This window comes from Streptosporangium roseum DSM 43021 (assembly GCF_000024865.1).
In the GTDB taxonomy this organism is placed as follows: domain Bacteria; phylum Actinomycetota; class Actinomycetes; order Streptosporangiales; family Streptosporangiaceae; genus Streptosporangium; species Streptosporangium roseum.
In genome coordinates, this window is record NC_013595.1 from 4,715,330 (window position 1) to 4,727,830 (window position 12,501).

The following is a 12,501-nucleotide window of genomic DNA, read 5'->3' on the forward strand; positions in this document are numbered from 1 at the left end:
CTTCATACAATCACTCCAGTAAGGTTAGGCTGCCCGAAGTCTGCAAGATCGGATCCTAGTGACACATCAGAAGTCCCCACCCCCACGGATCCGATCGAGGCGCGGTCTCCCACTCCTCGCTCTGGCCATGCTGGCGCTGACCGGCCTGTGCCTGCTCTCCCTGGCGGTGGGCAGCCGTGCGATCGGCCTCGACCAGGTGACCCGCGCCCTGTTCGACCCTCAAGCAGTCGAGCCCGAGGTGGCGGCGATCGTCACGGGCACCCGGCTGATGCGCACACTGGTCGCCGTGCTCGTCGGCGCGGCGCTCGGTCTCGCGGGGGCCGTCATGCAGGGCCTGACCCGCAACCCGCTCGCCGATCCCGGCCTGCTCGGCGTCAGCGCGGGAGCGGCCTTCGGCACCGTCGTCGCCGCGGGGCTGCTCGGCCTCACCGGAGTGTTGCAGTCGATCTGGTTCGCCTTCGGCGGGGCCGCGCTGGCCGGCGTCGCGGTGTTCCTGCTCGGCACCCGGGGAAGGGGAAGTGCCTCGCCGGTGAAGCTCGCCCTCGCCGGCGTCGCGGTCACCTACCTCCTCGACTCGCTCACCGGCGGCATCGCGCTGACGGATCCGGAGGCGCTCGACCGCTACCGGTACTGGTCGGCGGGCTCGCTGACCGGGCACGACGGTGTGACGCTGCTGCAGGTCCTGCCGTTCCTCGTCGTGGGCGCGGGCCTGGCGCTCAGCACCGCCCTCGCGCTCAACAGCCTCTCCCTCGGTGACGACGTGGCGGTCGCCCTCGGCCGCAGCCTCGGCCGGCTCAGGATCAGGGCGGCGGTGGCGGTCACCATGCTCACCGGCGCGGCCGTGGCGGTCACGGGCCCGATCGTCTTCGTCGGCCTGGTCGTCCCGCACCTCGTACGAGCGGCCACCGGCCCCGACCACCGCCGGCTGCTGCCCGGCTCGATGCTGGTCGCGCCTTGCGTGCTCCTGGCCGCCGACATCCTCGGCCGCGTGGTCGCCCGCCCCCAGGAAATCGACGTGAGCCTCGTGGCCGCCTTCCTCGGCGCGCCCTTCTTCATCGCCCTGGCCCGTCGCCGTCGACTCGCGGAGCTCTGAGCGATGTCCGGTCTCCACCTGTCCCATGGCCGGTTCGTCCTCCGGCTGCCCGCGGTGTCGGGCGCGGTACGGCTCCGCCTCGTCCTGGTCTGGTGCGTCCTGGCCGTGATCGTGTCGCTGGCGTTCGGCCTGACCCTGGCCATCGGCTCAGGCGACTACACCGCGCCGGTCTCCGCGCTGTGGGGTGCGGGCGACGACCCCGCCGCCGTGTTCGTGGTCCAGGAACTGCGCCTGCCGCGCGCCGTCGTCGCCCTGCTCGCCGGCGCGGCCTTCGGCCTGTCGGGCGCGATCTTCCAGGCCGCCACCCGTAACCCCCTGGCCAGCCCCGACGTGCTCGGCATCACCCAGGGAGCCGGTACGGCGGTCACCGCGGGGGTCGTGCTCGGCCTCGGGGCCCCGTCGGGCCTCGGCCCCCAGTCGCTCGGCCTCGGCGGTGCGCTGTTGAGCGGCCTGCTCATCTACGCCCTCGCCTGGAACAGGGGCACGACCGGCTACCGGATCGTCCTGGTCGGCATCGGCGTGAGCTGGATCTGCGTCAGCCTGACCTCCTACCTGCTCAGCCGGGCCGAGCAGTACCAGGCGCAGAAGGTCCTCGGCTGGCTCGTCGGCAATCTCAACGAGCGAGGCTGGCTCCACGCCCAGCCGCTCGCCTGGGCGCTGGCCGTACTGGTGCCGCTCACGCTCCTGCTTGCCCGCCAGCAGCGCGCCCTGCACCTGGGCGACGAGGTGGCGACCGGGCTCGGCATGAGGGTGCAGTCCACACGGATGGCCTTGCTGATGTGCGGTGCGGCGCTGGCTGCGTTCGCCACCGCGGCGGCCGGGCCCATCCTGTTCGTCGCCCTGGCCGCCCCCCAGATCGCCCAGCGCCTGGCCCGCACCGCCGCCCCGCCCCTCACGGCCGCGGCCCTCACCGGCTCGACGCTCGTCCTGATCAGCGACCTGATCAGCCAGCGTCTCCTGACCGACTCCGTCCTCCCGGTCGGCGTCGTCACCGGAGTGCTCGGTGCCCCGTTCCTCCTGTGGCAGCTGGCCCGCACCACCCGCTAGTGTCCTGCGCCTGACGAGTTCACGTCGTCCGCCGGTTTCCGGTGGCCGGCGGAGCGTTCCCGGCGAGGTGACCGGCCTGGGGCGGTGCCGCCGGGTTCCCGGCGTCGCCGTGCCGCTCGATGTCGGCGCGCGCTCTCTGAGACGGGCCTGTGCGTGCCGGCCCGGAGAGGCCGCGCGCCAGCGCCAGCGTGACCGTCACGGACGCCGCCGCCATGACGGCGATCGCCGTCCCCGGCGAGGTGTACTGAGCGAGCGTGCCGGCGAGGGCGGCGGCGACACCCTGCATGGTGATCATGCCGGAGGAGTGCAGCCCCAGCGCGTGCCCGCTCATCTCGGCCGGGGTCAGGTCCATCAGCCGCTGCTGCAGCACCAGGCTCGCCGCGTATCCGATCGAGGCCACCGTCACGGCCGCGACGGCGAGCGGCACCGGCGGGTCCACGGCGAACACCAGGTACGGCGCGGCCAGCAGGAGCAGCAGCGCGGCGCCGAGCCGCGCCTGCCACCGCGCCGGCACGAACCTGCCGACCAGAACGTCCCCGGCCAGCATGCCGGACGCGGCGAAGGCGAAGAGCGTCCCGGCCTGCTCGGGCGCGAACGGTACGAACAGCGACTCGCAACCGACGATCAGCCCGTTCGGCACCCAGAGCGCGAGGTAGACGCGGCGACGGGGCGCCGAGGACCACAGCCGCACGTTGGAGCGCCACGTCGCGGCCACCGACGGCCGCCCCACGGCCCGTGGCGCCCGCGCGCTGAGGCCGAACCTGGCGGTGCCCGCGGCGACGAGATACAGGGCGGCCCCGGCCAGCAGCGTGCCGCGCGGCGACAACACCGACACCAGCACGCCGCCCGCCGCGAACCCGCAGACCTGCATGATCCCGACGGACATGTTGACCAGCGACCGCCCGAGCAGGTAGCCGTCCGCGGGCACGATCTCGTTCAGCAGCCCGTAGCGCACCCCGCCGCCCACCGAGCCGACCAGGCCGAGCCCCAGGATGATCGCGAATATGCCCGGCAGCGGCAGCCCGGGCACGGCCAGGGCGGCGGTGCCGAGGCAGAAGGCCAGGGCCACTCCCGTCATCGCGGCGCGCGGCGGAAGCCGGTCGGCGGCCGACAGCAGCGCGGCCGCGCCGATCGCCTGGGCCAGCGAGGGACCGAACATGCTGAGGGCGGCCAGCAGCGGTGACCCGGTGGCCGCGTACACCAGCACGCCCAGCGCCAGCCCGCTCACGGTCGCGGCCGCCACCTGCGCGGAGACGGTCAGGAAGAGCGGAGTGAACTCCGGCGTGCGCAGGAGCTCGCGGTAAGTACGCATGATCGGAGTCTGGGGGAGCCCGCCGTACGGGCCGTAATGTTTCGCCAGGAGGCGAAACGACGGGCCGAGGCGGGGTTCACGCCGTGAGAACGATCTTGCCGCGGGCGTGCTCCGCCTCGCGGAGGCGGATGGCGTCGGCGGTCTCGTTCAGGGGATACGTCCGCTCGATCACCGGGGTGACCTTTCCCTCCGCGACGAGCCCGGCGAGGAGGGACAGGTCCTCGGTGCTGCGCCTGGAGGCCAGTCCCCGGAGCCTCTGGCTCAGGAACGGGGAGGTCGCGGCGGCGGCGATCAGCCGTGGCAGGGGGCCGAGCACCACGCCGCCGGCGCTGCTCGAGGAGACGTAGACACCCTTCGGCGTGAGCACCCGGCGGAACTCGGAGAGCCGGTGGTTGCCCGCGAGGTCGATGACGACGTCGAACCGGCCCGAGCCTCGGGTGACGTCCTCACGGGTGTAGTCGATCACGTGATGGGCGCCGATCGAGTGCACCAGCTCCGCGTTGCGGGTGCTGCAGATGCCGGTCACCTCCGCGCCGAGCGTCCTCGCGAGCTGGACGGTGAAGGTGCCGACCCCGCCGGAGGCTCCGTTGACGAGCACCGTGACGGTGTGGATGAGCGTGCCGACGGAGGTCACGACGAGTCCCGTGGCGATCCACCGCGGTACGCTCGGCGGCCACCCGGCCGCCTCGACGAAGGCCGGGTTGAGCACCCTGCCGTTCGCGGCGAGCCAGATCAACGCGATCGCGCAGGCGATGAGGACCAGCGACCCGGCGACGGCCAGGGGAACGCTCCAGCGCACGTAGTACTTCGCGAAGGAGAATCCGAGGCTCGCGACCACGAGGGCGATGAAGAGGTACACGATGCCGGTCTCCCACAGCCAGGGCGAGAGCATGCCGATGGGGTCGCCGGCCGCGTCCGTCTCGGTGCTCACCACCGGTGAGAGCAGCACGAAGGTCGTGAAGAGGACCAGCAGCACCGTCTGGGTGATCAGCTCGCCGTACCGGGCGCGGCGGCTGGGCGGCTCCGGCAGCGCGGCGGGGGTCCAGGACCGTGCCGACGTCCGGCGCGGGGCGGCGGTGCGTTCGATGATCGCGAAGACGAGCGTCGTCCAGAAGACGATGTGGACGCCGGCCGTGAGGGCGGCTTCGAGGGGGTCGCCGATCACGCGGAGGGCGGGGGCGCCCTGGAGACCCCGCACGAGCCCGACGGCCGCTGCGACGGCGGGCACGACCGTCGCCAACAGGGTGGTCAGCAACCGCACGTAGTCGAGGTACAGCGCGGGGCCGATGAGCTGGAGCGGGCGATCCGCGTAGCCGGCGGCCAGCCGTTCCGGGTCGCCGAGCTCGGTGAGCACCGCGAGCTCCGCCTCGGCGGGGTCGCCTCCGGCGTCGAGACGATCGTCGACGGCGTCCGCGATCGAGGCGCGGAGTTCCTTTTCGATGTCGGGGCGCTGCCTGTCGGGCAGGCGGCGCAGGATCGTCTCGACGTAGCGGTCGGTGAGGGTGCTCGTGGGGGTCATGACTCGCCCTTCAGGGTGCGGAATGCGGTGTCGAGCTCATCCCAGCCGCGGCTCAGGGTGTCGGCGAGTGCGACGCCCCTGTCGCTCGTGCGGTAGAACTTGCGCGGCCGGGACTCCTCGGTGTTCCAGTCGCTGGTCAGCAGCTCCTGTTTCTCGAGGCGGCGGAGGAGCGGATAGAGGGTGTTGGCGTCGACGGCGAAGCCGCGCCGGCCGAGCAGGTCGAGCAGGGCGTACCCGTAGTTCGGCTGCTTCAGGATGAGCAGGCAGGCGAGCACGACGGTGCCCCGTCGAAGTTCCTGCAGGTGAGTCGAGAGCAGCTCATCGTCCAGCATGAAAACACAATATTGTGTGCCACACAGTAATGCAATGCGTCGGCCGTCGCCGGAGGGACTTCAGGGCGCGCCCGGTCGAAGGCGGTGGAGAGCCGGCTCCGCATCGACAGTCCGGGAGTCCGATATGGCGGATTTCGACTTATAAGTGAGCTTGCAGGCAATATGCGAAGATACTCCGGATGGTGTTAGCATCGACAAACGATAATATCGCTTTTCGATACCCCCTTGGCGTCCGTCACAGCGGGTCAATCTCGGAGGAACACCTGTGAGCACAACCGACCGTCAGCCCGCCACCACCGGCGGGAGCGCGCCTGAAGACGACAAGGGCCCCACCGCCAAGGAGGTCTTCGGCGGCCTGGCGGTCCTGGTCCTTGTCGTCGCCGTGGCGGTCGTTCTGCACCTGCTGCGCAACCGGCTCGAAGACCTGGTCGACGGGGGGACGGTAATCGTGTCGGCCGCCGTGTGCCTCATCGTGGTCGGCGACCTCCTCGCCAGGAGAACGGGCCGTGAGGCGTCCGGGCTGTTCCGCACGTTGCTGGGTGGGACCATCGCCGTGTCCGCGGTGGGTGCCGCGGTGGCGCTCGTCACCGGCAACACGCTGGGCCGCTTCATCGCCGAACGCACCTTCGGTCTCGTCGAGGTACGGGTCGAGATCGCCGAGAGCGCGATCGAGCGGGCCGTCCCCGCCGTCGCCGGGCCGACCGCGGACATCACCGGCGGTGAAATGCTCGTGCGGCTGTCAGACCTGGGCGTCGCCGAGCACGTGGCTGCCCGGCTGTCCATCGCCGCGCCGCTGTTCGTCGTCCTCGCGGCCGCGATCCCGCTGTACGCGCTCGCCGGTGCGATGAAGGCCGGTGACCCGTTCCGTGCCCGGATCCCCCGCCGTCTGCGTCAGTGCGGCGCGATCACCGCGATCGGAGGATCGGCCGTGCAGTTTCTCACCTACGGGTGCCACACCTTCCTGATCGGCCGGACCGCGAGCGGCACGGCCCTGACCGTCCCGCTGGAGACCTCGTTCCTGCCGCTGCTGGGAGGATTGGCGCTGTTCGCCTTGGCCGAGGCCTTCGACCACGGCGGCAAGCTGCGCAGCGAGGTGGAAGGGCTGATCTGACATGACATCGGGCCAGGACGGGCCGCACCGCATCGAGGTACACCTGGACGCCGTCCTGGCCGAGCGCGGGATGACCCTCACCGAGCTGGCCGAGCGGGTGGGCGTGACGATCGCGAACCTGTCGATCCTGAAGAACGGCCGGGCCAAGGCGGTCCGCTTCTCCACCATGACCGCTATCTGCGAGGTGCTGGACTGCCAGCCCGGCGATCTGCTCAGCTACCGTCCGCACCCGCCTGACGGGGTCCGGCCGAGGTGAGTCCGGAAGGGGGCCCGCGAGTGCCGGCGCCGCCGGCCGGTCGAGCCGCCCCGGAGGCGCCCTCCGCCCCACCCGGGGCAAGACGGCTGTGGCGACCGGCGACCGGCTCCGGTGACGCGCCATGCCGGGGCAGGTCACCGCCCGAGCCGGACCGCTTCGCTCCGTCAGCTCGGTGGTCCGCCGTCGTGGGGAGCGGGCCCGACACGGCGGGCGTTGCTGGTGCCGCAGTCCAGGCACACCATCCAGTCCCGCAGCTCGCCGTCCTGCTCCCATACCTCACCGGCGACATTGCTCTGATCTTCGCCGCAGAAGAAACAGTTCCCCTCGCTGCCCTTCAGGCGCCGCATCGCATGCAACTGCTCGCCCTCATGGTGCTGGTAGCCCAGCCAGCCGCACCCGGAGCACTCCCACCACAGTTCGTGCCTGGGCTGTGGTTTCCGACCGCCCCAGAGGTTGCGGCGACGCAGAACCTGCAGAGCCGTCAGCTTCTGCCGGCACCGTGCGCATTCCGGGCGCACGGGGTGGAGCCTGCGGGGTTCGTGCAGTGCCACCGCCGGGGTCCGGCCGGTGACGGTGAGGGAGTCACGCGCTTGGGAGATGAGCAGCGACATGCGGAACTCACCGGTCCTGGCCTCGACGTCGGTCGGCACTCCGGGAACATCTCTCAGCACGGTGACGTCCCAGCCGGCGGACGCGAGCAGAAGCCGGGCGCCCTCCACCGGATCGACACCCGGCTCACCACTCATGGCGTGCCGGACGTACACGGAATAGGAAAACCTCAGCGGTTCCTCCCAGGAGGTGATGGCCGGCGCCTCCGGTAGCGCCACCTCCAGGTCCTGATCTCCGGTCAGCTCCACGACGACCGACCGGACCTGGCCGCGCAGCCAGTGAGCCGCCCGATCCAGCTCCTCGCGCGCACCCGGGATCTTCGTCATCACCACATCCCCACATCCCCACATCGGAGCGTTCGCCGCGCCTCACCGGCGGATCCGTCCATACTCCCAAGCCCGGCGCCGGGCGGCGGGAACTTCTCGGACGTCGGTTTTCGGACGGCATTCGCACAGGTGAGCCCGGCGTCCGAACGACGCCATGTCCGGGGAGTGCGGTCGAGCGCCTCCCGGCTGAAGGCCGGCAGATCCTGAGGGCACGGCGCCGATCGGATCCGCGGTCAGCCCCTCCGGGAGGCGCTCGACCACATCCTCACTGTCAGATCTCCTTGAGGAACCCGGCGTCGACGGCGAAGTCCGCGCCGGTCGTGCTCGCCGAGCGGGGCGAGGCGAGCAGGGCGATCACGTCGGCGACCTCCTGCGGCTCGACGAGGCGCCCGGTCGACAGCTTCATCATCTCCGGTGCGACGCTGTTCATCACGCTGTCACGGTCGGTGCCCGCCTGGGCGGCGATGATGTCGGCCGCGCCCCCCTCCTCGGTCCACCACGCCGTCCGCACGGGCCCGGGGGAGACGGTGTTCACCCGGATGCCCTGCGGGGCGAACTCCTCCGACAGCGCCTTGGTCAGGTTGTTCAGGCCCGCCTTGGCGGCGCTGTAGTCGACGTTCATCGGGGCGGGCAGCCTGGCGCTGCCCGAGGAGACGTTGACGATCGAACCGCCGCCACGCTGGAGCATCGGCGGGATGGCGGCACGGATGGCCCGCACGGTCGAGAACAGGTTGAACTCGAACATCACCCGCCAGCCCTCGTCGGTGGGGGCCAGGAAGGAAAAGCGCGGCAGGGAAACGCCGGGCGGAGGGCCGCCGGCGTTGTTCACCAGGATGTCGAGCCCGCCGAACTCCTCCACGGCCCGCGCCACGATCCGGCCGGGCGCCTCGGGATCCATCAGGTCGGCCGGCACGTGGAGCAGGCCGGTGCCGCCGAGCGCCTCCAGCTCCGGGGTGCGGTTACGCGAGGCGGCCACGACGCGGACCCCTTCGTCGAGCAGGGTGCGTGTGACGGCCAGGCCGATGCCCTTGGAGGCGCCGGTGACGACCGCGACGCGGCCGGAAAGCTGCAGATCCATGAATGTCCTTTCCATGCTCTCAATGGCGAGCCCGAGCCGATCGGCGGGGGATCTCCATGACGGCAAAGCTAATGCGGGCGTGCGGCCCGGGAACGGCGACATTCGGACCAGCAGTTTCAGCTGAATTCAGACCTGCAATCGGTGTGGCCGGGCCCGGCATGCCGGCGGCCGGGACACGCCGGCGTCGTGCGCCGCCGGTGGTGCGGGGGTTTCACGGTGGGCCTCGCCCATGACGTCATGGCTGGGAGACAAGCTGGATCCGGATGCCGTTGTCATAGGGGACGACGATCGTCTGGTCACGGCCGAGGGTCCAGGTCCCGCTGACGAGGAAGAGACGGCCGCCGGAGGCCAGGAGCAGCCGGAAGCCGCGATACCGGTAGGCGAAGGCGGGATCCTTGCCGGTGGTGCCGAGAGCGGTCTGGGTGACGCCGGACGGGAGCCCCACAATCGGCTCCTTGGTGTCGATGATGATCTCGGGGCGTCTGGCGAGCTCGTGGGCGTCCTCCTCGCCCCTGCCGGTGCCGTAGGCCCAGGCGACCTGGGTCGAGGCCCAGAACAGGCCGGCGACGGCCAGGACGATGACACAGATCACGCCGTTCCTGGCGAGACGCTCCGGCAGCAGCGGGCGATCGCGGTTCTTCCCGTGGACCCAGACGCCATAGACCACGGTGGCCGGGCCGAACGCCAGCGACAGCGGGGTGGTGCCGATGGACACGCTCGTGTCGGCGTCCTCGACGAACATGCCGATCAGCGCGCGGCCGATCAGGAGCAGGCCGACGAGTCCGATCCCGGCCGCGAGAAAGGCGTTGGCGATGTCGTCCGGACGGCGGGCGAGCTGCCGGGTGACGGCGGCGTGGACCCCGACGACCATCAGCGCGCCCAGGGAGATCAGTGCCGCCGGCACGTAGACGACCTCAAGCCCGTACAACAGCAGGCTCTGGTTGGACAGGCCCGTCATCTCCAGGGAGACGCCGAAGTAGTCGAAGCGGGCGCGCGTTGCGACATAGCCGAAGTAGATCAGCAGCGCGGTCGCCAGCGTGGTCGGGCCGACCGCCTCGGTGAGCTGCCGGATCCGGGTCGAGATCGGCTCCTGAGCCGCCGGGGGCGGTTCCTGCGGCGCCGTTTCCCCGCTCGTCACCCTCCCTCCGGCGACGCGCCGGGGCTCTCCGGAACGGTGGCGGGAGACGGGTCGGGGGACGGTCCCTCCGGGGAGGAGGGCGGGGGAGCGGGGGAGGGGGCGTCGATGTAGGCCTCGACCCGCGGGATGTCGGTGGTCGTCCCGCTGATCTCGACCGGTGCCTCCACCGTCGGAGGCGGCCCCTGCCAGTCCTCGACCTCGTCGCAGGGGGCGTCCTCCACGTTGACGCACACGTACCGGAAGTGGACCGTCGCCTGAACGAGATAGGGGTCCGGTGAGGCCTCGCCGGTGAGGATCGCTCCGGCGAGGCACTGGCTGCCGGCCCTCAGCCGTATCTCCTCGCAGGGGGGATCTCCGGTGGGGCTGCAGTGCGCGACGTCGGCGCGGGCGGTGGCCGACCCCGGACCGGAGGCCACGGTGAAGGAGACCGATTCGACCACTCCGACGGTGGAGGTCTTGTTGATGACGGTGAGGCAGCCGTCGCCGCCGGGACTGCCGTTGAGGTGCACGCCGTTCCAGTGGATGCTGCGCCGGCCGCTCTGCGGCGCCTTCGGCGACGGACCGCCGCCGGATGCCGACGGCTGTGCCCCCGTGCCGTCCGTCCGCCCGGTGGCCGAGGCGGTCGGCCCGGTGGTGGCGTCCGGCGCGGCCGGGGCATCCGTTGCCCGCCCGACCGGCTCTCCCTCGCCGCCGCCGGTTGCGACCCCGACCAGCCAGACGATCCCGACGATCGCCACGAGGCCGAGGATTCCCGCCATGATCAGAATACGTGCACGTGATGGCGTCATAGCCGTCCCGAGGAGCAGTCGCTACCCTTCCCGGACCGATCAGTGTCAAGGATACGGTCGCTCTTCCCGCCGGGGCTCCGGCTTCCGCGAATGGTTACGGAACAGAGAGCAGAGCGCCGCCCCGCCGGCCAGATGACCAACCGGGCGGCGGCGCGCCGTGGTCCGGGAGTCCCGGCCCAGGTGGCGCCAGGGGGCCGATCCATGTCCGATGTGGCACCCTGCATCCCGCGCTCCGCATCCCGCGCTCCGCATCCCGCGCCCCGCGCCCCGCGCCCCGCGCCCGGCGCGCGGCCTACGAGGCCGCAGCTCACCGAGAGCCGGCTACACGGCGCGAGCGCACCACGAATACCGTGCCGGGGAGGTGCCTGTCGAGGCGGTGAAGTCGCGGGTGAAGTGGGCCTGGTCGGCGTAGCCGAGCTCGGCGGCGAGGGTGGACCAGTCCTGTGGGGCGGCGGCCGCGCGTGCGGCGGCCTCCTGCATGCGGGCACGGCGGATCACCCACTTGGGGCCGGCGCCGACGTACTCGGCGAACAGTCGCTGCAGCCGGCGCGTGTTCACGCCGGTGGCCGTGGCGAGCTGGGACACCCGCAGGATGGACGGGTCGCCGGTGATCGCCGCGACCAGCCCGGCGGCCTCGTCGACGGCCGGGTCCGGCTCGGGCTGACGGCTTCGCAGCAGTCCGGCCGCGAGTTCGAGCGCGGCGGGGACCGAGGGTTCGGCGATGATCGCGTCCGCCGTCGTACGGGCGGCCGGGCCGAAGACCTCCTCGATGTCGAGGACGCGGCCGGTGAGGGTGGACACCGGGGCCTTGAGGAAGGGACGGAAGCCTCCCGGCCGGAACCGTACGCCCACGACCCGGCCGGCGCCGGAGATCTCCTCGGTGAACGTGCCACGGACGACGCCGGTGATCCGTGCCCGCCCGCCGGTGGCGAAGCTCAGATGAACCGTCGGATCGGTGAGGACCCGCTGCCGGTGCGGCCTGGTCAGGTCCCAGTGGAGGATCCAGTAGCCGTCGACGGACCGCGCCAGATCCGGAGGCGCGGGTTCCCGGGTGAGCCGGAAGCGCTCGGCGGCCGTCCGGGGGTTCAGGATGCCTCGCCGCCGCGTCTGTTCGGTACCGCCCATCGTCGTGCGCCTGCCGTGTCCTGGGTGAGAGCGGGAAGGGGATGCCCCGGAGCCGGGATCTCCGACGACCCGCGCGCCGGAGGCGGCCGTCGAGGTCGTGCGGGGGACCGGAGCCGGACCGGTTCGATGGTCCCACGCCCTGCCCGGAGCCGGACGCGCGGGCGCCGGGACCGCGGCGTACTTCCGCGAAGGGCCCGGATCTCCGGCCGGAGGGGTGCGTCTTTCCTCGAAGGGCTCAGATCTCCGGCCGGAGGGGTGCTTCGAAGCGGGCCAGCCAGGTGGCGAGGAGTGATCCGAGTTGTGCGGCCTCTTCGGGGGTCAGCTCCTCGACGAGGCGGCGTTCGTTGCGCATGTGTTCGGTGAACGCCCGGTCGATCAGCTCCTTGCCCGCGGCGGTGAGCGCGACCACCCGCCCGCGGCCGTCGTTCTCGCTCGGGCGACGGGTGACGAGCCCGTCGCGTTCGAGCCGGTCGACGCGTTTGGTCATCGCGCCGGTGGTGACCATGGTGAAGGCGGCGAGCTCTCCGGGGGCGCGCTCGAACGGCGCGCCGGCACGCCGGAGGGCGGCGAGGACGTCGAACTCTCCCTCCCCGAGCCCGTACCGCCGGTAGACGACACAGAGCTGTTCGGTGAGGTGCCCGGCGAGGCGGTGGAGCCGTCCGATCACCCCCTGCGGGCTCACATCCAGGTCCGGGCGCTCGCGAGCCCATTCCTTCTGGATGCGGGCGACGTGATCCAGCGGTTCGCTCATGAGGACAATATAGCTT

The 12,501-nt window shown here is 71.8% G+C and carries 13 protein-coding genes; 4 read left to right on the forward strand and 9 right to left on the reverse strand.

What is annotated here, in order from left to right; all coding sequences use genetic code 11:
- Positions 1-127: 127 nt before the first annotated feature.
- Positions 128-1,093 carry a FecCD family ABC transporter permease gene (locus tag SROS_RS20535; RefSeq protein ID WP_081453164.1) on the forward strand — a complete coding sequence of 322 codons (966 nt, stop codon included), beginning with the start codon at positions 128-130 and terminating at the stop codon, positions 1,091-1,093.
- A 3-nt stretch (positions 1,094-1,096) separates the two neighbouring features.
- Entirely contained in the window at positions 1,097-2,140 is a 1,044-nt protein-coding gene (locus SROS_RS20540; RefSeq protein ID WP_012890876.1) for a FecCD family ABC transporter permease, read from the forward strand.
- Positions 2,141-2,159: 19 nt separating this feature from the next.
- Here the strand turns inward: SROS_RS20540 and SROS_RS20545 are convergent, their stop codons facing one another.
- From SROS_RS20545 to SROS_RS20560, 3 genes are all read right to left on the reverse strand, one after another.
- A complete protein-coding gene (locus SROS_RS20545; protein WP_012890877.1) occupies positions 2,160-3,452 on the reverse strand; it encodes an MFS transporter in 1,293 nt (430 codons plus the stop codon).
- A 76-nt stretch (positions 3,453-3,528) separates the two neighbouring features.
- Positions 3,529-4,971 (reverse strand): zinc-binding dehydrogenase, encoded by a 1,443-nt coding sequence (locus SROS_RS46070; protein WP_012890878.1) that lies wholly within the window; start codon positions 4,969-4,971, stop codon positions 3,529-3,531.
- Positions 4,968-5,303, reverse strand: a complete 336-nt coding sequence (locus SROS_RS20560) for a PadR family transcriptional regulator (RefSeq protein WP_012890879.1) — start codon at positions 5,301-5,303, stop codon at positions 4,968-4,970. Before SROS_RS20560 ends, SROS_RS46070 begins: the two co-directional genes overlap by 4 nt.
- 265 nt (positions 5,304-5,568) lie before the next feature.
- Between SROS_RS20560 and SROS_RS20565 the strand changes: the two genes are divergently transcribed.
- Positions 5,569-6,414, forward strand: a complete 846-nt coding sequence (locus tag SROS_RS20565) for a DUF2975 domain-containing protein (RefSeq protein ID WP_012890880.1) — start codon at positions 5,569-5,571, stop codon at positions 6,412-6,414.
- A 1-nt stretch (position 6,415) separates the two neighbouring features.
- A complete protein-coding gene (locus tag SROS_RS20570) occupies positions 6,416-6,670 on the forward strand; it encodes a helix-turn-helix domain-containing protein (protein WP_012890881.1) in 255 nt (84 codons plus the stop codon).
- Positions 6,671-6,834: 164 nt separating this feature from the next.
- On the opposite strand, the gene SROS_RS53015 is transcribed toward SROS_RS20570, so the two are convergent.
- The 6 genes from SROS_RS53015 to SROS_RS20600 form a co-directional block, all read right to left on the reverse strand.
- Positions 6,835-7,605, reverse strand: a complete 771-nt coding sequence (locus SROS_RS53015; protein WP_012890882.1) for a hypothetical protein — start codon at positions 7,603-7,605, stop codon at positions 6,835-6,837.
- A 271-nt stretch (positions 7,606-7,876) separates the two neighbouring features.
- Complete coding sequence (locus tag SROS_RS20580; protein WP_012890883.1) at positions 7,877-8,683, reverse strand: SDR family NAD(P)-dependent oxidoreductase; 807 nt, start codon at positions 8,681-8,683, stop codon at positions 7,877-7,879.
- Between the two features lie 235 nt (positions 8,684-8,918).
- The gene (locus SROS_RS20585) at positions 8,919-9,821 is read right to left on the reverse strand and encodes a hypothetical protein (RefSeq protein WP_012890884.1); all 903 of its coding nucleotides are present in this window, start codon (positions 9,819-9,821) and stop codon (positions 8,919-8,921) included.
- Positions 9,818-10,579: a hypothetical protein gene (locus SROS_RS20590; RefSeq protein WP_012890885.1), complete on the reverse strand. Its 762-nt coding sequence runs from the start codon at positions 10,577-10,579 to the stop codon at positions 9,818-9,820. The genes SROS_RS20585 and SROS_RS20590 overlap by 4 nt, the downstream gene beginning before the upstream one ends.
- A gap of 351 nt (positions 10,580-10,930) precedes the next feature.
- Positions 10,931-11,734 carry a helix-turn-helix domain-containing protein gene (locus SROS_RS20595; protein ID WP_012890886.1) on the reverse strand — a complete coding sequence of 268 codons (804 nt, stop codon included), beginning with the start codon at positions 11,732-11,734 and terminating at the stop codon, positions 10,931-10,933.
- A 235-nt stretch (positions 11,735-11,969) separates the two neighbouring features.
- On the reverse strand, positions 11,970-12,485 hold the full coding sequence (locus SROS_RS20600) for a MarR family winged helix-turn-helix transcriptional regulator (RefSeq protein WP_012890887.1): 516 nt from the start codon (positions 12,483-12,485) through the stop codon (positions 11,970-11,972).
- Between the last annotated feature and the right edge of the window lie 16 nt (positions 12,486-12,501).